This is a genomic window from Kangiella sp. (assembly GCF_014762745.1).
GTDB lineage: Bacteria > Pseudomonadota > Gammaproteobacteria > Enterobacterales > Kangiellaceae > Kangiella.
The window spans coordinates 23,774-47,257 of sequence record NZ_JABURJ010000091.1; the positions used below are offsets into that span (position 1 = coordinate 23,774).

The 23,484-nt window shown below is 45.1% G+C and carries 20 protein-coding genes; 8 read left to right on the plus strand and 12 right to left on the minus strand.

What is annotated here, in order from left to right; translation table 11 throughout:
- Positions 1 to 8 precede the first annotated feature (8 nt).
- From HUJ19_RS06485 to HUJ19_RS06500, 4 genes are all read left to right on the plus strand, one after another.
- Positions 9 to 725, plus strand: coding sequence for a CoA transferase subunit A (locus tag HUJ19_RS06485; RefSeq protein WP_290622900.1), 717 nt, complete (start codon positions 9 to 11; stop codon positions 723 to 725).
- A gap of 10 nt (positions 726 to 735) precedes the next feature.
- Positions 736 to 1,398, plus strand: a complete 663-nt coding sequence (locus HUJ19_RS06490) for a CoA transferase subunit B (RefSeq protein ID WP_290622901.1) — start codon at positions 736 to 738, stop codon at positions 1,396 to 1,398.
- Between the two features lie 162 nt (positions 1,399 to 1,560).
- Complete coding sequence (locus tag HUJ19_RS06495; protein WP_290622902.1) at positions 1,561 to 3,720, plus strand: S46 family peptidase; 2,160 nt, start codon at positions 1,561 to 1,563, stop codon at positions 3,718 to 3,720.
- A gap of 178 nt (positions 3,721 to 3,898) precedes the next feature.
- Entirely contained in the window at positions 3,899 to 6,484 is a 2,586-nt protein-coding gene (locus HUJ19_RS06500) for an EAL domain-containing protein (protein ID WP_290622903.1), read from the plus strand.
- A gap of 64 nt (positions 6,485 to 6,548) precedes the next feature.
- On the opposite strand, the gene HUJ19_RS06505 is transcribed toward HUJ19_RS06500, so the two are convergent.
- Positions 6,549 to 6,953 carry an MAPEG family protein gene (locus HUJ19_RS06505; RefSeq protein ID WP_290622904.1) on the minus strand — a complete coding sequence of 135 codons (405 nt, stop codon included), beginning with the start codon at positions 6,951 to 6,953 and terminating at the stop codon, positions 6,549 to 6,551.
- A 108-nt stretch (positions 6,954 to 7,061) separates the two neighbouring features.
- Positions 7,062 to 9,674: a bifunctional aconitate hydratase 2/2-methylisocitrate dehydratase gene (gene acnB, locus HUJ19_RS06510; RefSeq protein WP_290622905.1), complete on the minus strand. Its 2,613-nt coding sequence runs from the start codon at positions 9,672 to 9,674 to the stop codon at positions 7,062 to 7,064.
- A gap of 222 nt (positions 9,675 to 9,896) precedes the next feature.
- Between acnB and HUJ19_RS06515 the strand changes: the two genes are divergently transcribed.
- Complete coding sequence (locus tag HUJ19_RS06515) at positions 9,897 to 10,397, plus strand: hypothetical protein (RefSeq protein WP_290622906.1); 501 nt, start codon at positions 9,897 to 9,899, stop codon at positions 10,395 to 10,397.
- A 65-nt stretch (positions 10,398 to 10,462) separates the two neighbouring features.
- Here HUJ19_RS06515 and HUJ19_RS06520 read toward each other — a convergent pair whose 3' ends face one another.
- Positions 10,463 to 10,834: a hypothetical protein gene (locus HUJ19_RS06520; RefSeq protein ID WP_290622997.1), complete on the minus strand. Its 372-nt coding sequence runs from the start codon at positions 10,832 to 10,834 to the stop codon at positions 10,463 to 10,465.
- 349 nt (positions 10,835 to 11,183) lie between these two features.
- Here HUJ19_RS06520 and purB point away from each other — a divergent pair, with 349 nt between their 5' ends.
- From purB to HUJ19_RS06535, 3 genes are all read left to right on the plus strand, one after another.
- Entirely contained in the window at positions 11,184 to 12,548 is a 1,365-nt protein-coding gene (gene purB, locus HUJ19_RS06525) for an adenylosuccinate lyase (protein ID WP_290622907.1), read from the plus strand.
- A gap of 17 nt (positions 12,549 to 12,565) precedes the next feature.
- The gene (locus HUJ19_RS06530; RefSeq protein ID WP_290622908.1) at positions 12,566 to 13,726 is read left to right on the plus strand and encodes a cupin domain-containing protein; all 1,161 of its coding nucleotides are present in this window, start codon (positions 12,566 to 12,568) and stop codon (positions 13,724 to 13,726) included.
- A 63-nt stretch (positions 13,727 to 13,789) separates the two neighbouring features.
- The gene (locus tag HUJ19_RS06535; protein WP_290622909.1) at positions 13,790 to 15,193 is read left to right on the plus strand and encodes an MATE family efflux transporter; all 1,404 of its coding nucleotides are present in this window, start codon (positions 13,790 to 13,792) and stop codon (positions 15,191 to 15,193) included.
- Positions 15,194 to 15,283: 90 nt separating this feature from the next.
- Here the strand turns inward: HUJ19_RS06535 and HUJ19_RS06540 are convergent, their stop codons facing one another.
- From HUJ19_RS06540 to HUJ19_RS06580, 9 genes are all read right to left on the minus strand, one after another.
- A complete protein-coding gene (locus HUJ19_RS06540; protein ID WP_290622910.1) occupies positions 15,284 to 16,012 on the minus strand; it encodes a Slp family lipoprotein in 729 nt (242 codons plus the stop codon).
- A gap of 119 nt (positions 16,013 to 16,131) precedes the next feature.
- Complete coding sequence (tsaB, locus tag HUJ19_RS06545) at positions 16,132 to 16,839, minus strand: tRNA (adenosine(37)-N6)-threonylcarbamoyltransferase complex dimerization subunit type 1 TsaB (RefSeq protein ID WP_290622911.1); 708 nt, start codon at positions 16,837 to 16,839, stop codon at positions 16,132 to 16,134.
- Between the two features lie 9 nt (positions 16,840 to 16,848).
- The gene (locus HUJ19_RS06550; protein WP_290622912.1) at positions 16,849 to 18,810 is read right to left on the minus strand and encodes an ATP-dependent DNA helicase; all 1,962 of its coding nucleotides are present in this window, start codon (positions 18,808 to 18,810) and stop codon (positions 16,849 to 16,851) included.
- 21 nt (positions 18,811 to 18,831) lie between these two features.
- Complete coding sequence (hemH, locus tag HUJ19_RS06555; protein WP_290622913.1) at positions 18,832 to 19,824, minus strand: ferrochelatase; 993 nt, start codon at positions 19,822 to 19,824, stop codon at positions 18,832 to 18,834.
- A 72-nt stretch (positions 19,825 to 19,896) separates the two neighbouring features.
- The gene (gene adk, locus HUJ19_RS06560; RefSeq protein WP_290622914.1) at positions 19,897 to 20,550 is read right to left on the minus strand and encodes an adenylate kinase; all 654 of its coding nucleotides are present in this window, start codon (positions 20,548 to 20,550) and stop codon (positions 19,897 to 19,899) included.
- Between the two features lie 351 nt (positions 20,551 to 20,901).
- Positions 20,902 to 21,258, minus strand: a complete 357-nt coding sequence (locus HUJ19_RS06565) for a VanZ family protein (RefSeq protein WP_290622915.1) — start codon at positions 21,256 to 21,258, stop codon at positions 20,902 to 20,904.
- 95 nt (positions 21,259 to 21,353) lie between these two features.
- Entirely contained in the window at positions 21,354 to 22,202 is an 849-nt protein-coding gene (locus HUJ19_RS06570) for an alpha/beta hydrolase-fold protein (RefSeq protein ID WP_290622916.1), read from the minus strand.
- A 73-nt stretch (positions 22,203 to 22,275) separates the two neighbouring features.
- Positions 22,276 to 22,521 carry a hypothetical protein gene (locus tag HUJ19_RS06575; protein ID WP_290622917.1) on the minus strand — a complete coding sequence of 82 codons (246 nt, stop codon included), beginning with the start codon at positions 22,519 to 22,521 and terminating at the stop codon, positions 22,276 to 22,278.
- Positions 22,522 to 22,791: 270 nt separating this feature from the next.
- Complete coding sequence (locus HUJ19_RS06580; protein WP_290622918.1) at positions 22,792 to 23,238, minus strand: hypothetical protein; 447 nt, start codon at positions 23,236 to 23,238, stop codon at positions 22,792 to 22,794.
- Between the last annotated feature and the right edge of the window lie 246 nt (positions 23,239 to 23,484).

Here is a 23,484-nt window from a genome sequence, read left to right on the forward strand (position 1 = left end):
GATTAAACATGTCAGGTTTTGATAAAGTCGTACACAGTTACGAAGAAGCTTTAGAAGGCTTTACCGATAACATGACCGTGATGGTCGGCGGTTTTGGCCTATGCGGTATCCCTGAAGGCTTGATTGAGCAGGTCTACAAAATGGGCTGCAAAGGCTTAACCGCTATTTCAAACAACGCAGGCGTTGATGGTTTTGGTTTGGGTAAATGGTTAGAAAAACGCCAAATCAGCACCATGATCGGCTCCTACGTTGGCGAGAATGAGCTATTTGAAAAGTTGCTTCTTTCCGGTGAGATGGAAGTGATTTTGACACCACAGGGCACATTGGCCGAAAAGATTCGTGCCGGTGGTGCAGGCATCCCAGCTTTCTTCACCGCAACCGGTTTCGGTACTCAAGTTGCCGAAGGTAAAGAGACTCGCAATATTGATGGTCGCGACTATGTGCTTGAACCATCATTAACTGCTGACTTTGCTTTAATCAAGGCCTGGAAAGCGGACACCATGGGCAATTTGATTTTCAACAAAACAGCGATGAACTTTAACCCAATGATGGCAACAGCTGGCAAAATCACCGTTGCTGAAGTTGAAGAAATTGTTGAGCCTGGCGAATTGGATCCTAACTTTATTCATACTCCCGGCATTTATGTACAACGCGTGATCAAAGGCGAGCACTTTGAGAAACGTATTGAACAACGCACAGTTAGACCTTCTACAAAAGAAGCATAAGGAGCGCATCATGGCATTAACACGTGAACAAATCGCCATGCGAGTGGCGCAAGAACTAGAAGACGGTTTCTACGTCAATCTGGGTATTGGTATCCCTACCCTGGTCGCAAACTATATTCCTGAAGGCGTTAAAGTAATGCTTCAGTCTGAGAATGGTTTGTTAGGCATGGGCCAGTTTCCAACCGAAGAAACGATCGATCCAGATTTGATCAATGCAGGTAAACAAACGGTAACCGCTGTTACTGGCGCAGCCTTTTTCTCATCAGCAGAAAGCTTTGCCATGATCCGTGGTGGTCATGTTGACCTTACGGTTCTTGGTGCATTCGAAGTCGATCAGGAAGGCAACATCGCTTCCTGGATGATTCCCGGCAAGCTGGTTAAAGGTATGGGCGGCGCTATGGACTTGGTAGCTGGTGCTGAAAACATCATCGTTACCATGACCCATGCTAACAAGCACGGCGTCTCTAAAATCCTGAAAAAATGTACGCTCCCACTAACAGGCGCAAAATGTATTAAGCGTGTCATCACCGAGCTAGCATTAATGGAAATTAAAGATGGTGCCTTCCACCTTCTTGAGCGCGCGCCAGGCGTATCTGTTGAAGAAATTAAAGAAAAAACGGAAGCGGACCTGGTTGTTCCAGACCATGTTCCAGAAATGAAGTTAAACTCATAGTACCGTTTTTTATCCTATGGTTTAACAACTCTTCAAAGCCGGCTTAGTTGCCGGCTTTTTTGTAATATTTATTAACACTTTTCCGAAATTTGGCATTAGAAATCTTTCGCTAATGCTTTAGGATTAATCGGTTATTCTTTTAACAACAAAGTAGAGAGTCCAATGAAAAAAATATTAATCACTGCGGCTTTATCACTCGCCGTTTCGCCTTTGATGGCGGACGAAGGCATGTGGCAGCCTCACCAGTTACCAACCATCAAGAAACAGCTGAAAGACGCTGGTATTAAGATTAACCCCAATAAATTAACCGAACTGACTGAATTCCCGATGGGTGCGGTGATCAGCCTAGGCGGCTGTACAGCCTCTTTCCTTTCTCCAAAGGGTTTAGTAGCAACCAACCATCACTGTGCTTACGGCAGTATCCAGTTCAACTCTACTGCAGAAAATAACCTGTTAGACAAAGGCTTCTTAGCAGAAGATTTGAGCCAGGAACTTCCAGCAGCACCAGGCTCACGTGTTTACGTTACCGTTAATGTGAGTGACGTGACTTCTAATGTGAACGCTGCAAGCGCTGAGCTTTCGGGGCTGGAGCGCTATAAAGCTATCGAAAACACGGAAAAAGCACTGGTTGCAGAGTGTGAACAAGATGCCGGTCATCGCTGTAATGTAGTCTCTTTCCATGGGGGTTTAGAGTATTACCTGATCAAGCAATTGGAAATTAAAGACGTTCGCCTGGTTTATGCACCCTCTTCTCACATTGGTAAATACGGCGGTGATGTGGACAACTGGATGTGGCCCCGTCATACCGGTGACTTTGCCTTCTACCGTGCCTACGTTGATAAAGATGGTAACCCAGCTGAATACTCAGAAGACAATGTACCCTATGAGCCAGAGCACTACCTGAAAGTAAATAAAGACGGTGTTGATAAAGGCGACTTCGTTATGGTTGCTGGTTACCCGGGCAGCACCAACCGCTATCGCACAAGCGCTGAAGTGAAAAACCAGTTTGAGTGGTGGTACCCAACATTCCGCTCAACTCTTCAGGAATACATCAGCTTAATTGAGGAAACAGCACCGGAAAGCACTGATGCACGCGTGAAGTACGCAAGTACTTTGGCCGGCCTTAACAATGCCGAAAAAAACTGGGGCAGTATGATTGAAAGCTATGCCAAAGGTGATCTTCATGCGCGTAAGGTCGCTCTGGAAAAGAACCTTAAAGCATGGCTCAAGGCAAACCCAAAAATGCAGGAAAAACACGGTGATGCTATTGATGCATTAAATGCCTTAATTCAGGAAAATATTGCTGAACAGGAGCGTACATTACGTTCATGGGCCATCAACCGAGATACTTTGACCGGTACAGCCGCACGCTTATATCGCCTGGCCATTGAAAAGCAGAAGCCTGATGCAGAACGTGAGCCCGGCTACCAGGAGCGTGATATGGTTCGTTTCAAAGAAGGTCTGAAAAGCATGGAACGCCGTTGGGACGCAGAAGTTGAAAAAGCCTTATTGAAACACTTCGCTCCTATGTATGCCGAGCTTTCTGCTGATCAGCGTTTAAAATCTTATGATGAGTTTATGGGCATTGGTGAAACATTTGATGCAGAAGCCTTCGGCAAGAAAGTTGATGCAATGTATGCAAAGACCAAACTTAACGAACTTGAAACCCGTCTTGAATGGATGGAAAAATCAGTAGAAGACTTTAGACAATCTGATGACCCATATATTCAGCTAGCAGTTGCTACCTTCGACGAAAAGTTTGAGCGTGAGCTTGAAAGCAAAGAGCGCGGCGGCAAGTTCCAGGAGCTACGTCCTCAGTACATGTCAGCACTTATTGACTACTATAAGTCTCAAGACAAACCTGTTTACGCAGATGCCAACAGCACGCTCCGTGTGACTTACGGTAACGTTAAAGGCTACTCACCAAAAGATGGACTCTATGCCACTCCTTTCACTACTCTTGAGGGTATTGCTGCCAAGCATACGGGTGAAGAACCTTTTAATTCACCACAAAAGCAGCTGGATTTAATCAAGGCTAAAGAGTTCGGTGATTATCTGGATAAAGACTTGAACAGCGTTCAGGTTAACTTCCTGACCACGCTTGACGTAACTGGTGGTAACTCAGGTTCTCCAACCTTGAATGCAGATGCAGAATTTGTTGGCCTGATTTTCGATGGTGTGTACGAGTCGATTATTGCTGACTGGGATTATAACGATGACTTGAATCGCTCAATCCACGTTAGCAGTGCTTACATGCTATGGGTCATGGAGCACGTTGATAACGCCCATAACTTAATCAAGGAAATGAAAATCGTTGATTGATAACGGCTAGTCTGCAACACCCAAGCCGGCTCTTGTAGCCGGCTTTTTTATGCTCAATGATTAACCAATAAAAACGAATACTTTCAAGAAGTTACTTAAATATTTTGAACAATTATATTGCACAATATTAGATTTGAAGCTAAGGTGGGAACGTTCACCTGGAGGGCAAATTTTGCTGTTGAAAACCTTACGTTTATACACACTTGGCATTGTCATACTTCTGGCTCCCTTTGCAAGTACGGCAAATGCTGCTGAAGCCCAGCCAACTAAAACGCTAAGGGTTGCAATTCTGGATGCCCCACCAGCTTTGATCCCAAGTGATAGTGGGAATCACTCCGGCTTTCTGGTTGATTTCTTAGAAGAAATTGCAGAGCGTGAAAACTGGCGAATCCAGTGGCTCTATCTGAAATGGCCAGAGATCATCAATACTGCAAAACGTGCCGAACTGGATCTGATTCCTTTCGTAGCCTACTCAAGGGAACGCGCAGAGTTTCTGGACTATAACTCTATCAGCTATATCACAGGCTGGGGTCAGGTTTATATCCACCCAGATGAGCAATTACTGGAAAATATTTTCGACTTTGAAGGCAAGACCATTGCCGTGGTCAAAGACGAAATCTACGCCATCCAATTCGCCAATCTATGTGCCCAATTCGATATCATCTGTCATTTAAAAGAGGTTCAGGACTACAAATCTGCCTTTGCGTTACTCGATAAACGCCTGGTGGATGGAGCGGTCAGCGGTAACCTGGTTGGCTACAGCTTTGAAAAGCGATTCAACATCGAACGCACCCCAATTGTCTTCAACCCTTCCAAAGTACTGTTTGCCAGCCCCAAAGGGAAAAATGGAGACGTGTTACAAACCATTGATAACTATTTGGAAGGATGGAAAGATGATCCCTCCTCCCCCTACTATGAAATTAATGAACGTTGGTTGGGTAAAGATGGTTCAAACACCTTTTTACCGCGTTGGCTTTTATACACTCTTGCAGGCCTTTTAGGACTTCTCATCATTACAACTCTGGTTGTGCTGATTTTACGCAAGCAAATCCGAAAGAAGACTGCTGATCTTGCTGATAAGACTGACCAGATAAAACAAATCATTAATCTGATTCCGCACATGATTTATGCCACCAATGTCAATGGTGAGGTCATTCTTGCTAATCGTTATGCAGCCGACTTTTTCGGTTTACCCTTAAAAGACTTTGATGATATCAACATCGAGCAACTGAAAAGTCGCATACCAGAAGCAAGCAAGTTATTTGAAGAAGAAGAGTATCTGTTAAGAAAAGATGCCATAGCGGTCGATAAACAGCTCAAAATCAAAGACAGCAACCAAAAAATAACCTATTTCAACATTGCTAAAGTGCCTTTCGTTGGACGCTATAGTCGTGTGCCGGCAGTGGTTACCGTAGGCGTCGATATCACTGCATCAAAGGAATTTGAGCAGCAAATTCAGCATATGGCACAGCATGACTCCTTAACTGGACTACCCAACCGACTGTTGTTAAACGACCGTATCAGTCAATCGTTAGCCTTGTCACTGCGTCACCATCATAATGGAGCTGTACTCTTCATTGATCTGGATTTCTTTAAAAACATCAATGACTCTCTCGGCCACATGACCGGCGATAAATTATTGGTCGAGGTTGCCAAGCGTCTTGAAGACAATGTTCGCTCCGGCGACACGGTTGCTCGGCTCGGTGGCGATGAGTTCATCATCCAGCTTAGTGAGTTAAGTGATAATGCAGAAGATGCCGAAGAAGATGCTGTGACCGTTGCCAAAAAGCTGCTGAAAGTGCTGAGCGAAGGATTTCGCATCAACGGCCAATCACTCCATGTCACCGCCAGCATCGGAATTGTCGTCTATCCACGAGACGCTGATAGTCACGAACTGATCATGCAACGTGCAGATACTGCCATGTATCATGCCAAAGCTAAAGGGCGTAATGGTTTCGCGATTTTCAAGTCGGACATGGAAGCCATTATCATGCGTCGTCAGTCTCTTGAAAATGATCTGCATAAAGCGATATTCAACAGCGAGTTCTACCTCTTATACCAGCCACAAGTCGCTGCATCCGACGGTAAACTGGTAGGCGTTGAAGCGCTTATACGCTGGAACCATCCAGAACAGGGCATCATCTCACCATTAGAGTTTATCCCTATTGCGGAAGATAATGGAACTATCATTAATATTGGTAACTGGGTGCTGAAAAAAGCCTGTGAACAAATCAAGCTCTGGCTTAAAGAATATGGCAGCTCCCCCATTGTTTCAGTCAATTTATCGGCTCTTCAGCTCAGTAATGGTGATCTGGTTGAAACGATTTCCGAATTAGTTGCCAAAGAACAGATTCCCGCAAATCTGTTAGAACTGGAAGTCACTGAAACTCTGATCATCTATGAAGAAAAGCGCTCCATTGAATTATTAAAGTCACTTAAGAAACTTGGCGTTCGCATATCCATTGATGATTTTGGTACCGGCTACTCATCGCTCAACCATCTGAAGAAACTGCCTTTAGACAAGCTCAAAATTGATCGGACTTTTGTCAGCGATATCCCTGGCGATCCAGACAGCGAAACCATCGTTAAAACCATTATACGTATGAGCCAGGATCTGGGTTTAGAGGTGACCGCCGAAGGTGTTGAAACCATTGAACAGTTAGAGTTTTTGAGAGAAGAAAAATGCCCACAATTCCAAGGCTATTATTTTGATAAGCCTTTAAGCCCCATGGTCATTCAGGATAAATATCTCGAGCAAAAATAAACCACCCCGCCAAATAGGACAAGGTGGTTTATTAGTTTATTGATTTATTAATAAATAGAACTGATTAAGCTGCGGCGTTAAAACCGATAAAGTAACCGACAAGATAACCAGACAGTATCAGCATCACCAACCAGGTCAGAATAACCCCATAAAAACGGCCAAACGATTTTCCTACACTTTTGGACAGGCCTGCCGCGTGTAAAATTCTACCTAGCAATAAGGCGATACCAGTGCCATGCATGAACCATGTTGAAGCGCCCTGTATTTCTGCCAATGCCATCAGCAATAGACAAATGGGAATATACTCAACTGCATTGCCGTGCACCCTAATCGCTCTGGCCAATACTTTCTCGCCATGCGAGCCGATACCAACCTGAAATTTTCTGCGCAACATGACTACACGATAAGATAATAACAAAATCAGTAAAGTTAGTAGTCCAGCGTACAAGGATGTAATTTCAATACTCATATTTACCCCAGTAATTATTGTTAAGACTGCTACAATCTAGCAGACAGTCAGCCACAAAAAAAGCCCACCGAAGTGGGCTTTCTTATTTAGCAAGTATCAGGTCTGAGTTTAGGCACCAACCGTTACTTTATTAGCAACTGGAATAGTGACTTTGGCAGCCTTTGCTTTGTACTCTTCCATCTGATGGAAGTTCATGTACTTGTAGATGTCTTTCGACAATGAGTCAAGCTTACTTGCATAACCCATGTACTCTTCAACAGTTGGCAAACGCCCCATTACCGCTGCAACAGAAGCAAGCTCGGCCGATGCCAAATAGACGTTCGCACCCTGACCTAAACGGTTCGGGAAGTTACGAGTTGAAGTTGAAACAACCGTTGACTTAGGAGCCACTCGCGCCTGGTTACCCATACACAATGAACAACCCGGCATTTCAAGACGTGCGCCCGAACGGCCGAAGATATTGTAATGACCTTCTTCCATCAACTGATGCTCATCCATACGGGTTGGCGGAGCGATCCAAAGACGAGTTTCCAAAGTTCCTGCTTCAACACTTTCAAGCAACTTCGACGCTGCGCGGAAGTGACCAATGTTGGTCATACAAGAACCGATGAACACCTCATCAATTTTGTCACCAGCGACTTCACTTAATAGACGCGCGTCATCAGGATCATTCGGAGCACACAACACAGGCTCTTTGAGATTATCCATGTCGATTTCAATAACCGCTGAGTAATCTGCGTCTTTATCAGCTTCCATCAATGATGGGTTAGCCAGCCACTCTTCCATCTTCTCAATACGACGAGAAATGGTGCGCTCATCACCGTAGCCGTTTGCAATCATCCACTTCAACAATACGATATTGGATTGCAGATATTCAGCCACAGATTCTTCGCTTAATTTGATTGTACAACCAGCAGCCGAACGCTCAGCAGAAGCATCAGACAATTCAAAAGCTTGCTCGGCTGTCAAATGTTCAAGGCCTTCAATCTCAAGAATACGGCCCGAGAAGATGTTTTTCTTGCCAGCTTTTTCCACCGTCAACAAACCATCTTTAATCGCCTGGTAAGGAATCGCATGCACCAAGTCACGTAGCGTGATGCCCGGCTGCATTTTACCTTTAAAACGAACCAATACCGACTCAGGCATATCCAACGGCATAACGCCGGTAGCTGCTGCGAAAGCAACAAGACCAGAACCTGCCGGGAAAGAAATACCCAATGGGAAACGAGTATGTGAATCACCACCCGTACCAACGGTATCAGGCAATAACATACGGTTTAACCAGCTGTGAATAATACCGTCGCCTGGGCGCAATGAAACACCGCCACGGTTCATAATAAAATCTGGAAGCGTATGTTGAGTATCAACGTCAACTGGCTTTGGGTAGGCTGCTGTGTGACAGAATGACTGCATCACCAGATCAGCCTGGAAACCAAGACACGCCAAATCTTTCAACTCATCACGAGTCATTGGGCCGGTAGTGTCCTGTGAACCTACTGTAGTCATTAATGGTTCGCAGTATTGACCTGGACGAACGCCTTCAAGACCACAAGCTTTACCTACCATTTTTTGCGCTAAAGTATAACCTTTGCCAGTGTCTTTAACTTCTGCTGGAGCGCGGAAGAAATCAGCGGCAGGCAAACCTAAATAGTCGCGAGCGCGTGTAGTTAAACCACGACCAATGATCAATGGAATACGACCACCAGCTTGAACTTCATCAAGCACAACGCCGGTGCCAAGATCAAAAGTAGCAATCACTTCGCCTTCTTTTTCAACTTTACCTTCATAAGGGTAAATATCGATAACATCGCCTGTTTCCATTTTCGAAACATCTAGTTCAACAGGCAATGAGCCCGCATCCTTCATGGTGTTGTAGAAAATTGGAGCAATTTTGCCACCGAAACAGAAACCGCCAGCGCGCTTGTTAGGAACGTAAGGTATATCTTCACCCATGTGCCACAATACTGAGTTAGTTGCAGATTTACGCGAAGAACCAGTACCGACAACATCACCCACATAAGCTAGTGGATGACCTTTTTCTTTAAGCTTTTCAATTGTGGAAATAGGACCTATTTCGCCCTCTTTGTCTGGATTGATACCTTCGCGCTCGTTTTTCAACATTGCTAGAGCGTGCAAAGGAATGTCCGGGCGAGACCAGGCATCCTGAGCTGGTGACAGGTCATCGGTATTGGTTTCGCCAGGAACCTTAAATACAGTTAGCGTAATTTTTTCCGCTAGAGATGGCTTTTCTTTAAACCATTCAGCATTAGCCCATGACTCGATAACAGCTTTAGCAACTGCATTGCCTTTATCGGCTTTCTCAGCTACATCATGGAAAGCATCAAACATCAACAAGGTGTGCTTTAATTTTTCACCAGCCAGTTCAGCCAGCTCAGAATCATCCAAAAGCTCAACCAAGGTAGCAATGTTATAACCACCTAACATGGTTCCTAGAAGCTTAGTTGCGTGCGCCTTGTCAATTAAAGGAGACTTGGCGCCACCTTTTGCGATAGCTGCCAGGAAAGCGGCTTTAACATAAGCAGCTTCATCAACACCTGGCGGCACGCGGTGTGTTAACAATTCGACCAGAAATTCTTCTTCACCGGCTGGAGGGTTCTTCAATAGCTCTACCAGCTGGCTCACTTGCTCAGCATTTAAAGGTAAAGGTGGAATGCCTTGCTCGGCGCGTTCTGCAACATGACTTCTGTAAGCTTCTAACACTTAGGATTCCTCGTTGTTCGATGTTTGTTGTACCGCTGATAGACCCGCGCAACAGGGCGCAGATGGTTCAGGGAGTCTCTCTAAAAAGGTGGCCGATTATAACACAGGCTTTATAGAATGTGAGCCATATCTTGTTTATCTAAAGTAAGCCGGTTATTCAGTGGATATTCATCCATTTTCCCCTATGCTATATTTGTCTAAAATTATAAAGGGGTATCACTAATGAACCATAAACGATTACTTTTTACCATGTCTGCCCTTGGTTTAAGCCTTGGTATTTCAACGGGTTATGCCATGGACAAAGAGCCAAAACGTGAACAGATCAGGAGCCAGGAGCAGGTTCAGGTGGCGGCTAAACCCAGTCGTGATGGACTGTTTCATGATGACGAAACTCGCATCATTCGGGACTACTACCGTGATTACGGTTATGACCGAGAGCATGACCGCGACTACGACCGAGATGGCGGCAAGCAAAAGAAGCTTCCCCCTGGCTTGAAAAAGAAATACGAGAGAACTGGCGAACTGCCTCCGGGCTGGGAAATGAAACTTCAACGCGGTGAAGTGCTGTCTGAAGATGTTTACCGCTATGGTCGCCCTCTTCCATATGATTTACGCCAAAGACTGCCGATTGGTCCAACAGGTAGTAAGATTATTGAGGTGGAAGGGAAAATTATCCGCGTGATGGAAAACACCCGAGAAATCATTGATATTCTGAGCCTGTAGTTCGATTCCAGCCTAATTAGGCACAAAAAAGCCAGCAACTTGCTGGCTTTTTTAATATCATAGCGTTAGGTATTAGATTTTATCATTTTTATTAACTTTTGATTATAAGCTCTGGCAAAGTCACGCGTTTTCACCCGAAGTTCGGCGTGACGAGAATTGTAGACAACCTCAGACATACCCGCCAAAACCTCATAATCACCATTGGTCACCACCAGCTCGCAAAGATCCTTTGCCAAACCCGGAATTACAACCTCACCATCACTTTCAACTGCTAAAAATCGCTTTGAAGTCTTAAGTTTCTGTTCAACGAGAAGGTCAATGTTTGCATTTTCAACCCAAGCCATCCGCTCAATCAGTGCTTTGCTTTCTATGTTGGTAGTTTTGCCCTCGCCGCCAACCGACTGCCCGTCACCGCACCCCGTCAGGGCTAATACCATCAAGCAAACTATTATCAGCCACCTGTTTATCACTATCTGTACGCCTTACCAATTAAGCATTAAATATGAATTGCCGCGGATAATGACAAATAAGCAAGGAAAATAAAACCGAACTTTTCCATATTTTTGTAAAGAATTGTCGTATTTGCCCACCAAAACCTCTCACAGCCTGTTTAATTGATGCCAAAAAGCGTCAGTTAAGGTATGATCCGCGTTTCGAAAAATGCCTTATACCAAAAGGGCCTGTGGTGGCTCCATCCGGTCTTTCTTGCAGCATGGCCATTACGCGAGCACCACAATACTCACACAGTTTTTCTTATAGTTTGAACACCAGTAACGGGAACATCTCATGCAACTTTCAGCACTAACTGCAATTTCACCTGTCGATGGCCGCTATGGCTCAAAAGTCACTGATTTACGTAGTATTTTTAGTGAATTTGGTTTGCTTAAATACCGTGTTACGGTTGAAGTCCGCTGGCTACAGGCGCTTGCCCAGGCCGATGCCATCAAAGAAGTGCCTGCGTTTTCTGACGAAGCCAACCAGCTTTTAAACAGTATCGTTGACTACTTTGCTGAAAGTGATGCAGAGAAAATCAAGGAAATCGAGCGCACTACCAATCATGACGTGAAAGCCGTTGAGTACTTCCTGAAAGAGAAAATTCGTCATAGCGACGAGCTGGATAATGTTAGTGAGTTCATTCACTTCGCCTGTACTTCCGAAGATATCAATAACCTTTCTTACGCCTTAATGCTGAAAGAAGGTACCGAAGCGCTTAGCAAGTACCAGCAGGAAGTCTGCCAATCTATCCGTAGCCTGGCCGAACAGTTTGCAGAAATTCCTATGATGTCACGTACTCATGGCCAACCAGCCTCTCCTTCAACCATGGGCAAGGAAATGGCCAACGTGGTTTATCGTCTTGAGCGCCAGCTGAAGCAGATCAAGGACCAGGAGATTCTAGGCAAGATCAATGGTGCCGTTGGCAACTATAACGCTCACCTTTCTGCTTACCCAGACTTTGACTGGCAGTCATTCGCTGAAAAGTTCGTGACCTCATTAGGTTTGACCTGGAATCCCTACACCACTCAGATTGAGCCACACGATTACATGGCGGAGTTGTTCGATGCCATTGCTCGTTTCAATACAGTAGTTATCGACTTTGATCGTGACGTATGGGGTTACATTGCATTGGGTCACTTCAAGCAGAAAACGGTTGCTGGTGAAATTGGCTCATCTACCATGCCGCACAAGGTTAACCCGATTGATTTTGAAAACTCAGAAGGTAACCTGGGTATTGCTAACGCCCTGTTCGATCACCTGGCAATGAAACTACCAATTTCTCGCTGGCAGCGTGATTTATCAGACTCTACTGTACAGCGTGTTTTAGGTGTGGGCTACGCACACAGCGTAATTGCCTATCAGGCAACGCTAAAAGGTATTTCCAAACTCGAAGTTAACGAGCAGTCACTGTTGAATGAGCTAGATGCTAACTGGGAATTATTGGCCGAGCCAATCCAGACCGTTATGCGCCGTTATGCCATTCCGAATCCTTATGAGAAATTAAAAGAACTGACTCGCGGCAAGCGCGTCACTCGCGAAGATATGCAGGCATTTATTGACTCGCTTGAATTGCCAGAAGACGAAAAAGAACGTCTTAAGCAGTTAACGCCTGCAACCTATATCGGTAACGCGATAAGTCAGGCCAAAAACATCTAAATGATGACAGGTACTCTATGAGCCATATTCTCGGCGACATCAGTCCTGAGCAGTTCCTCAAGGAATACTGGCAAAAGCGCCCCTTGTTAATCCGAGGGGCGTTTTCTTCTGCGCTGGTGACAGGCGAAGAAGCACTGATAACGGCCGACGAATTAGCAGGCTACAGTTTAGAAGAAGACATTGAATCTCGATTGATTCAATGCGATGGGCATGACTGGCAGCTGGAGCATGGCCCTATTGACGAGACCAGGTTTGCCGAGCTTGGCGATGAAAACTGGACTCTACTGGTTCAGTCATTAGACTATTTTCACCCTCCACTATGTGAATTAATCAAGGCATGTAGCTTCATTCCACGCTGGCGCCTTGATGATGTGATGGTGTCTTATGCCACCCATGGTGGCGGAGTTGGCCCTCATCTGGATAAGTATGACGTTTTCTTAATTCAGGGTGAAGGCCAAAGACGTTGGCGAATTGGACATAAGAACCAGCCGACCACGCCAACCAGCCCTCACCCACAGATCGCTCAAATAGAGCCATTTGATGCGGGCATGGATGTTATTGTCAATCAAGGCGACATGCTGTATATCCCACCGAATACACCACACTGGGGTGAATCGATAGGCGACAGTCTTTGTTACTCAGTTGGATTCAGAGCACCCAATATTGGTGGCATCATACAAAAGCTGATGCAACTACCCCACACAGAATTAGACCAACTGTGGAGCGACGAAAATAAACTAACCCTTGAGTCTAATGGTGGTGAATTGACCAGTGACATGAGTCAGTGGGCCGAGCAACAGGTTAAACAGCTTTGGACTACGAATGATTACTTGATGGCATTCGGTAAAGAGGTCACAGAGTTGAAATACCCCGAGTTATTAGAAATACCTACGGAAGAGGAATTAATTGATTGGATAGCGCTTGCTCAAGATCAAGGCATAAAGGCTGAACCACTGGCGCGAATGACCTACATTGAAAAGCAAGGTGAACTTTGGCTATTTATCAATGGTGAATACCAGCCGATGGATTCCAGTTTGGCTCCAACCATCAAACAGCTGAACCGGACATTTGAGTGTTCGTCGGAACAACTGGCATCGCTAGACAAACAAATCAGCAATGACTTTCTAGCTTTTGCCATAGGCCTCGGCGCAATAAAACCGGCCTCTTTCGATATATAATAAATAACCCTCATCGACTGAGGGCTTTTGTCAATTACAGTGAATTAATAAGACAGGTTTCTCATGGCAGATTCTGCTGACAACCAGACATCAAATCACAGCGGCCATTCATGGCAGGATATTCATCATGAAACCAGTGCGATCATCCGTATCGCTATACCTGCGATTCTCGCACATTTGGCCCAAATGTCGTTAGGTGTTATTGATACCTTAATGGCGGGTAATTACAGTAGCAACGCACTAGCGGCAGTTGGCACCGGCTTTAATGCCTTTATGATCATCTTTTCTCTTTTTATGGGGCTCATGATGGCAATCAACCCCATGGTGGCGCACTTTAACGGACAGGGAAAAATGGAAAGCATTGGCAAGACATTCCAGATGGGGATGTTTCTGGCAGTAATCTTTGGCATCATCACCTTCATACTGCTACGCAATGTGGATCCATTTTTATCACTGCTTGGCGTCGAGGAAGCGATTGTCGAAACAACCGGTGACTATCTTAAAGCGTTAAGCTGGGGCTGTGTATTTGCCTTTTTATTCATTGCTCTTCGCTCGGGGAATGAAGGGTTATTCTCTACCAAAATCATCATGATTTGTTCCTTCATGGTGATTCCATTCAACCTGCTGTTCAACACCTGGTTTATTTATGGTGGCTTAGGAGTTCCTGCAATGGGTGCAGTCGGTGTTGGCTATGCCACCAGTGTGGTCTGGACCTTGCTGTTTCTATTCCTACTCTTTTTTACCTGGCGCAATCCCTCGTTTGCCAGCCTCAATATTTTCAAAAAAGTGCGTTGGCCAACCTGGGCATTGATTAAAGAATTCTTTTCAATTGGCACACCTATGTCTCTGGGTTTGCTGATGGAAGTGAGTATGTTTGGCATGATAGGTATTCTGGTTGCGCGTTATGGCGTTGACCTGACTGGTGCTCATCAGATTGCCATGAATATCGCCACCGTTGCCTTTATGGTGCCCTGGGGACTGTCCATCGCGATTACTGCACGTGTTGGTTATTGGATGGGAAGACAGGACTATCGTCAAATGCGTTTATCGGGCTTCTGTGGTATCGGTGCCAGCCTGTTTTTCCAAGCCGTTTCCGTCACCATAATGCTGTTATTCCGTTATGAGCTGGTAGGAGTCTACACCGATAACCAGGCTATTATCGAGATTTCAGCCTCATTAATTTTCCTGGCAGCTATCTTCCAATTCTCCGATGGTTTGCAGGTGAATAGCGCTGGCGCCCTGCGTGGCATGAAAGATACCAAGATCCCAACTGTTTATATGGCTATTGCATACTGGTTTATCGGCTTCCCAATTGGTATTTATCTCGCCGACTCAATGAATCTAAAAGTTCAAGGATTCTGGATTGGAATTATTTTTGGTTTAACCGTTGCCGCAATTTTGCTGCTGGGTCGCTTTATCCATCGTTCCAAGCAAACTATCGCCTTTGCAGAAGGGTCGAAGATTTAACTTTTAAGGCTCTCTGTAGGATGTACCCACAAAAAAAGCCACTCACACATTGATATGAGCGGCTTTCTCAAAATTACAAAAAAAATCGTTTTATTTCTGTTTTATAAACCCATCACCTAACTTCGGACTGACTCTTGGCTTACTGGCCGGTCTTGGGCTTGTTGTTGGTTGAATCCGTGCTTTTGGCTCAGGGTTACTGGGTTTCACCTTTTGCTTTGGCATGGGTGGATCATTTGGCTGTTTATCCAAATTAGGATCTATGCGTGGCTCATATTGTCGAATCACCGGATAGCGATAATAGTATGGCCAATAATAGGGACGGTGATAAAACCAGTAAGGATCCCACACTGAGTACACTTCAACATACTCGCGTTTTGGACGTTCTTTCCATAAATAGTGATTACGTATATCTACAACTGGAAAATTAATCTCATGCTTGCCTACTTTACCAGGCATAGGCTCAGCCAGCATACCCACTAGAGTTATCTCTTTACCCTTCTGATAAATCATGGGGTCAAGGAAACCGGGAACTCGAGCAATAAAACGACCTCCTGTCTGGCTATCTTTGACTGGTCTTGCCTGACGATCCAGTGGTAAATTCACCACTTCAATCAGAGTATCCTTCTCAAGGTTTTCCACTCGAGCAATAATTCCGCCCCAGCGCACCTCCTGACCAGTGTAACTTGCCGGGCTTTGAGCTACCTGAGCAAAGTCAACACGATTCGCTTCTTCAAACTCAATCGACTCAGGCACATTAGCGCAAGCCGCCAATAGGCCAGCCAAAGCACCAACTGAAAATAATCTTAAATAATGTCGCATTAAAAGCCTCCCTTTATTTGGCCTGAATTAATGCCAGTCGGGCAATTAAAATCAGACACTTAAACCATACTGCTTTATATGTAGCATAAAGTCTATGAACGCTTACTGAATTTTGAGATTCAGCCCGCTTTACCTTGCTCTGCGACCTTTTTAGCTACATTATTGCGTAGATAAACCGGTTGAGCCTGTTCCGCATCGACTGCCAGCCCCTTCATTAATTGCGCTGAAACCCATGGCAACATGCTCTCAGCGCTTGGAAAAGAAACTTCTTCTTCAATCACCAGCGATACATTGCAGCGTTGCGCCAGTTCATCAGGATACGTTTGCCAGCCACTGCCGACGGCTCTATAAACTATAGACGAATCCAGATGGTCAATAGTGACAGATTCCGGCTCAGCGACTTCTTCCTCACCGACCAATGTCATCAACCCATCCTTCAATTGATAGACGCCCCAGTAGACTTCACCCATACGCGCATCAATCGCACTCAAGATATGCTTCTCACCAGTAGACTGGTATGTAGCCTGCGCCATGGCCTGCAAGCTGGAAACACCCACTACAGGCACTCCAGCTCCATAAGCTAGCCCTTGCACAATACTGATGCAGATTCGTAGACCGGTAAAGGCTCCGGGCCCCTGCCCATAGCCAATCACATCAAGATCAGGCAGCTTAATCTGTGCCTTCTCTAATAACGAATCAACCATTGGCAACACCAGCTCACCATGTTGGCGAGGCGCAACTTTATAGTCGCTATAAACGGTATCACCAACTTGCAGAGCAACAGAACAGGCTTCAGTAGAAGTATCAATGACTAGAATATTAGACATGAAGAATGATTAATCTTGAGTTAGGTTTTGCAGAAATTCTATCACAGTCTTTTGTTCGCGCGTACGACGCATTGGCGGTAAGCTGCTCAAAAAGCGTTTGCCATAAGCATTGGCAATCAAGCGCGGATCACAAAGTACCAGCACACCACGATCGTTCTGATCACGAATCAAACGCCCTGCTCCCTGCTTTAAGGCAATAATGGCCTCTGGAATCTGTAGGTCAAAAAATGGATTTTTACCCGACTTACGCATCGCCTGGATCTTCGCTTCAATAAGCGGCTCATCCGGCGCAGCAAACGGCAACTTATCAATGATGACGCAACTTAGCGCCAAGCCTTTAACGTCTACCCCCTCCCAGAAACTGGAAGTGGCCAGCAAGATCGCGTTTCCGGCTTCTCGAAAATCCTCAATCAGCTGATTCTTTGGCTTCTCGCCCTGCATCAAAACTGTTTTATCCAGCAACTTATCTTTCCAAAGCTCCTGCACCTGATGCATCGCGGAATAACTGGTGAAGAGCACGAAAGTACCACCAGGGTTGGCTTCAACGATTGGCAACACAGCCTTTTGCCAGCTATTAATAAAATCTTTTGATCGTGGATCGGCAAGACCTCGTGGAATATGTAGCAAAGCCTGAGCATCGTAATCGAATGGACTTGGCAATTCTAATTCGCGTGCTTCATCAAGCCCTAAACGTTCCTTGAAATGCTTAAAATCGCTGGCACCTTTACTACTTGCCTGAGTAATGGTTGCCGAAGTAAAAATCCAGCTACGTGTCGACTGCTCGCGACAGCTTTGTGCAAAAGCCTTGGAAACATCCAGCGGTGTTTCCATCATGGCAAAACCTTGGCGATAAGTTTCCACCCACCGTACAGCGGTCATTTCCTGATCTTTGTCGCTAAAAAAGGCCAACGTATGCAAGCACTCTTCTGCACGTTTATGGCAAGAATCGAGACCTTTCGAGCGCGAGGCATGGCGCTCTAATCGGCTATGCAAAGCACCTAACTCTTTCTTGAGTTCAGCCAACAATTGTTTACGTTGAGGGCTTACAATCTGTTGCCAGTTCTTCTTTTGCCCAGACTCGCCTAAACTTAATCGAATCTCATTGACTGCACCTTCAACTCGACGAACCGCCACCGATAGCTGGCGATCATCTTTAGCATTGGTCAAAGCCTCCAGCTCAGTGTCTCGGCAGATTTCCATTAGCTGCCGGCTGGTTAAGCGACGCCCATAGAAACTATGAGCAATGTCTGCCAGCTGATGTGCCTCGTCAACTACCACGATATCAGCATCAGGCAATAACTCGCCGAAACCATCTTCCTTAAGCACCATATCTGCCAGTAGCAGATGATGGTTAACCACCACCACATCTGCCGATACTGCACGCTGGCGTGCTTTGGCCACAAAACATTCTGCGTAATCAGGGCACTCAGAGCCAAGGCAGTTCTCATTGGTTGAAGTCACGTAAGACCAAAGCGGATCATTGTCTGCCAGATCAGTACACTGCGTCAGATCACCACTGGCGGTTTTCACAGACCATTCATTAACGCGGCTTAAAGTATCCACCATGGAGCGGCTTTGGAAACGTCCACTTTCCAGGCTCTGCTGCAATCGATATTGACAGAGATAATTGTTTCGACCTTTGAGCAAAGCAATTTTGGGAGAGATAGAAAGAGCCTTACAGATATCAGGTAGGTCGCGGAAATAAAGCTGGTCTTGCAGATTTTTCGTACCGGTAGAAACAATAATTTTACTGTCTTGTTCATACCAGCTCTTTAGCGCAGGAACCAGGTAAGCAAAGGTTTTACCAGTTCCGGTTCCAGCTTCGATACAGATAGAAGTTTCATCATGAATGGCTGATTCAATCGACTTAGCCATTTGCTCCTGTTCGGAGCGTCTTACAAAACCTTCGAAATAATCAGCCAACAGGCCATCAGCAGAAAAGAGTTCTTCAAGGGAAGCTAATGATGCCATCGGTCAGAAATGCTTAATGAGCTATTTAAGCAAACGCTGCTCAATCAATGTGAGCATCATTTCAACATGGGCATCATCATCATTTAAAGCAGGGATATACTCGTAACGCTTACCGCCATTCTCGATAAACACGTCTTTATTTTCTTCAGCAATTTCCTCAAGCGTTTCAAGGCAGTCAGCACTAAAGGCCGGGCAAACAACCTGCACAGATTCTACCCCTTCTTTGCCCCAGGTTTCGAGAGTGGCATCAGTGTAAGGTTTTATCCACTCTTCTTTACCGAAGCGCGACTGGAATGAGGTCAAGTAATCGCCCTCTTCCAGGCCAAGCTCTTTGATGACCAGTTCAGTGGTTTTATGGCATTGCTGCTCATAAGGATCACCACCTGTGCTGAATCGCTCAGGCACACCATGATAAGAAAATAGCAGCTTATCGGCTTTACCATTGTCATTCCAATGACGACGGATCGAATTAGCCAGTGCTTTGATGTACAAAGGATTATCGTGGTAGTCGCCGACGAAGGTAAACTCCGGCACAAAGAACTCTTCTTTCATGGCTTTGGCGACACGATCAAAAATTGAAGCTGTCGAAGCCGAGCTGTACTGAGGATAAAGCGGTAACACGATAATGCGTTCGCAACCCTGATTTTTAAGCGCTTTTAATGCTTTGGGAATAGACGGATTGCCATAGGCCATCGCGATTTCAACCGGAATATGCTTTCCATATTCCTGCTCAACCAGACGGTCATTCATCATGATTTGCAGCTTCTTGCGCTGGCGCTGGGTAATGGCCAGCAAAGGCGAGCCTTCACGCGTCCAGATAGACTTATACAGTTTAGCTACTTTGGCAGGACGAATGCGCAAAATAATGCCGTGTAGGATAAGACACCAAACCCAGCGGGTCAGCGACACTACACGGTAATCATGAAGAAACTCGGCAAGATAGCGACGAACCGCTTTCGGAGTCGGTTCGTCAGGTGTTCCTAAATTACAGAGGAGAACTCCTTGTTTTTTCAAAAACAGCCTCTCTTATTCGTAAAACTAAAGGTGTGCGGATTCTTGTAGCAGATTATGCTTTCAAACTTGTGCCTACTCGATACCAGCAAATATGGCGTCACGAATATCTTCAACAGAACCGACACCTTCAACTCTAACGTATTCTGGTGCAGCGTCCGCATCCTTCTCAGCCCAATCAGAATAGTACTCAATCAAAGGCTTAGTCTGCTCAACGTAAACCGCTAAACGACGACGAATCGTATCTTCTTTATCGTCATCACGCTGAATTAAAGGCTCGCCAGTCACATCATCTTTACCCGCCTCTTTCGGAGGATTATAAGTCACGTGATAAACACGACCTGAAGCAGGATGGACACGACGACCGCTCAAACGCTTAACAATCTCTTCGTGGTCAACATCGATTTCAACCACATAATCCACGTCAATATTGTTCTCACGCATAGCGTCAGCCTGTGGAATCGTTCGCGGGAAGCCATCAAGCAAGTAACCATTAGCACAATCAGCCTCTTTTACACGCTCTTTGACGATACCAATGATAATGTCGTCCGACACCAACTCACCAGCATCCATCTTTTGTTTGGCCTGTAAACCAAGCTCAGTTCCGGCCTTCACCGCCGCGCGTAGCATATCCCCCGTCGAAATTTGAGGAATGTCGTACTTTTCTTTAATGAATTGAGCCTGTGTACCCTTACCAGCACCTGGCGCGCCAAGCAAAATAATGCGCATCTGCGAAATCTCCTACAAGTAGTCGCAAAGTATGAGTTATAAGGCGCTAAAGATACTTGGAATGGCATGGTATCTCAAGTAAAAAATCCCCCAATTTCCCGATTTACGAGCCATTGCAGGGAATTCCAGTGGTAAGTAGGCAAACGGCAAAAGAAAGGGCTTGGTAGGGGTGTGCCTGTGTGTACGCCCAAATACATCAATAACCAAAATCGGGCGGGCACTAACTGTGTGCACCCACGAGGTGCAATCTACTGGTACTCACCCGTTGTACGGGCGATTCATGAATCGCCCCTACGAAAATCAACAACCATCAAGGCTTTAGCAGGGCAGATCCTCGCGCCTACGACTCTATCACTCCTTCACCAGATACGGCTTAAGCAAAAACCCAGCCACAACGCCAGTAATGACACCCAGCGAATTAGCCACCAGATCCAGCCATTCAAAGCCACGGTTTGGAATAAACTGCTGTAGGAATTCAATCAGAAGGGAAAAAAGAATACAGCCAATCACAATCTGCCAACTGGGATGCTTTTTCGAACCCATCCGCGCCAGAAACGCCAAGCCTGCATAACCAATAAAATGCAAAGCCTTATCCCACGGCAAATCCTTCGGCAACTGCTTACCCGGCATTAATGACATCGCAAAAATCGCCAAACAAGCAATCACAAACAATACTTTAAATAATCGACTGTTTAAAAACTGAACCATAAAAAAACCGCCAGAGGCGGTGAATCCAAATAACGTTAGCAAGATTCTAGCAACTAGAAAGTTAACTGACTAGAAGTATGTCAAAGTAAGGTGCGCTATTTCTGACTCTTAAACAACCAGTTCATGCCTTCTCGGTAACTATCGGTACTGTTGGCGGCATGAGTGCCACCTTCGATGCTGATCACTTTGACAGCCCACGGTAAAGACTTCTGCGCTTCTACAAATTCTAGCCACTCAAATGCAGACTGCCTTAAATTAGGCCGGTCATTAGTGCCACTGGTGACAACTAACCCTAAGTCAGTTCGACTAGCGGGGTCACCCGCAGAGAAAAACAGATCACGTCCGGCATTAAAGTGGGGATTACTGGCAATCCGTCCCCAGAATAAATCGGGCTCGGTAAAAGCAGAATAAAGCACCATTGTTCCGCCATAACTTTGGCCGAAAAGCACTCGCCTGGTCGGGTCGGCACGGAAGCGACTCTCAACATCAGGAATCAACTCATTCTGCAAAAAATGATGAAAATTCGCCGCCCCACCTTGCCCTTCTTTGGTATCGTGTGAGTTCGGAGTGTAGTCATAGCTACGCTTATTAATGGCAGGATCAAAAGAACCGTAAGCAATCCCCACAATAATCGCTTCGGGTAGCTTATCGTCATAGGTCAGGAACAGATGGTTCGACGCCAGAATTGGAAATAAAGAGTCGCCATCGAGTAAATAAACGATAGGATAATCAGAAGAGTTGTCATCATAATCCTGCGGAAGACGCACATAAATATGCAAAGGCCGCTCTAACACATCAGACTGAAATTCAAAGTAATCACCCTGTAACGCAGGAAGATGTTTTATTGAATCCACAGCATTATCACTATCCGAAGACGGTAACTGGGCTTGGCAGGCTGATAACAATATCACAGCTATCAGATAAAAAATTCGATGGAGCTTCATTAATTCTCTCTTATGGTTTGGTCTCTAAATCAGTAGGTATGATATAGGCTTAATTTACTCTGACACCATTAGTTTATGACCACATTTGGATAATAATGGTCATGCCAATTCCAGTTGCGCCAATAACGAACAATACAAGCTGCCACCAGAATAATCGCCATGATAACTGGCCCAGAACTGCAGTTTCTTGACGAGCATTGAAACCTATCGGTTCCTCTTTATAGCGTGAACGTGCAATTTGCGCCGTAGCACGAAAATCTCTAAGACGATTAATTGCACACCAAACGGCTAGACCAACGGAAATAATGAGAAAAATCATTGAGGCTGTGGCTATAATGAGTAAGCAATTAGTTGTGGACTGGATAGAAACTTGGCCAGAAATAAGAAAAGCTAAGAGCCCAGTAGATAACCCAAGCACAAGGTTGGATACGAATGAAAAATAATCTCGTGTGATCCCCTGCCACCGAATAAAACTCTCTCGATCATCAGTTGTCACTCAATTTTCTCCTGCAATTAAAACCGACGTAAATGCTCCTAGCTCGCCGTCACCCCACAGCTGAGCAGATTGTATTTGATAGGTTTATTAGGTTCAATTTATAATCCCATAAACAGAATCAGTTTTCATGCAAAGTAAGTCATCAACCTTAGATGAGTAGGCGGTTGCAGACTTGCCTGATTCAAATTCAAATAAGACTTCAGTATCAAAATCTTTGTGTTGAGACTTATCGCAAGTCTTTTCTGAAAACTTCATTATAGCCCGCGTTATTTGATATTCAGTCTCATTATTTTTAACTTCAATAGTGATGCCACCAAAATAGTTTTTACTCCAAGTGAAATCATAACTACCGTCTATAAAGGAGAATAGTTCTTTTTCATAAGGAAATTTCCTCTCACAAACTTTTTCAGCAGTACTTTGCATTGAAGAGTTTTGCCCCTTCATTTCACTTAAAACACATTCTTCATAGTTCTCATAGCCGCAACCGTACAACATCAAAGTAACAAGCAACAGAATAGTTAAATTAAATTTTGACTCCATAATAAACTCCTTTTCAATTTAATATTTATTATACAGGTTGTGTCCTAGCATCTTAATTTCAAAGAACTTCCCTTACAAGCAGTTATTTTACAGTCCATAAAGAGCAGCTCACCCAAAGGGACTTCCTTCGGTCGCACCATGGGCACTCCCTTCGTTCGTCTGACTTTCGTCAGAATGGCAAGTCTTTAGCGGTTCCCGATAAAGTTGAAAATCGAAGTTTTACCTTTAATTAAAAGCCCAGCATTG

Coding starts and splice junctions, on each gene's coding strand:
- HUJ19_RS06485 (WP_290622900.1), top strand. CDS start 9: ATGTCAGGTTTTGATAAAGTCGTACACAGTTACGAAGAAGCTTTAGAA.
- HUJ19_RS06490 (WP_290622901.1), top strand. CDS start 736: ATGGCATTAACACGTGAACAAATCGCCATGCGAGTGGCGCAAGAACTA.
- HUJ19_RS06495 (WP_290622902.1), top strand. CDS start 1,561: ATGAAAAAAATATTAATCACTGCGGCTTTATCACTCGCCGTTTCGCCT.
- HUJ19_RS06505 (WP_290622904.1), bottom strand. CDS start 6,953: ATGAGTATTGAAATTACATCCTTGTACGCTGGACTACTAACTTTACTG.
- HUJ19_RS06515 (WP_290622906.1), top strand. CDS start 9,897: ATGAACCATAAACGATTACTTTTTACCATGTCTGCCCTTGGTTTAAGC.
- HUJ19_RS06520 (WP_290622997.1), bottom strand. CDS start 10,834: ATGGTATTAGCCCTGACGGGGTGCGGTGACGGGCAGTCGGTTGGCGGC.
- purB (WP_290622907.1), top strand. CDS start 11,184: ATGCAACTTTCAGCACTAACTGCAATTTCACCTGTCGATGGCCGCTAT.
- HUJ19_RS06530 (WP_290622908.1), top strand. CDS start 12,566: ATGAGCCATATTCTCGGCGACATCAGTCCTGAGCAGTTCCTCAAGGAA.
- HUJ19_RS06535 (WP_290622909.1), top strand. CDS start 13,790: ATGGCAGATTCTGCTGACAACCAGACATCAAATCACAGCGGCCATTCA.
- HUJ19_RS06540 (WP_290622910.1), bottom strand. CDS start 16,012: ATGCGACATTATTTAAGATTATTTTCAGTTGGTGCTTTGGCTGGCCTA.
- tsaB (WP_290622911.1), bottom strand. CDS start 16,839: ATGTCTAATATTCTAGTCATTGATACTTCTACTGAAGCCTGTTCTGTT.
- HUJ19_RS06550 (WP_290622912.1), bottom strand. CDS start 18,810: ATGGCATCATTAGCTTCCCTTGAAGAACTCTTTTCTGCTGATGGCCTG.
- adk (WP_290622914.1), bottom strand. CDS start 20,550: ATGCGCATTATTTTGCTTGGCGCGCCAGGTGCTGGTAAGGGTACACAG.
- HUJ19_RS06565 (WP_290622915.1), bottom strand. CDS start 21,258: ATGGTTCAGTTTTTAAACAGTCGATTATTTAAAGTATTGTTTGTGATT.
- HUJ19_RS06570 (WP_290622916.1), bottom strand. CDS start 22,202: ATGAAGCTCCATCGAATTTTTTATCTGATAGCTGTGATATTGTTATCA.
- HUJ19_RS06575 (WP_290622917.1), bottom strand. CDS start 22,521: ATGATTTTTCTCATTATTTCCGTTGGTCTAGCCGTTTGGTGTGCAATT.
- HUJ19_RS06580 (WP_290622918.1), bottom strand. CDS start 23,238: ATGGAGTCAAAATTTAATTTAACTATTCTGTTGCTTGTTACTTTGATG.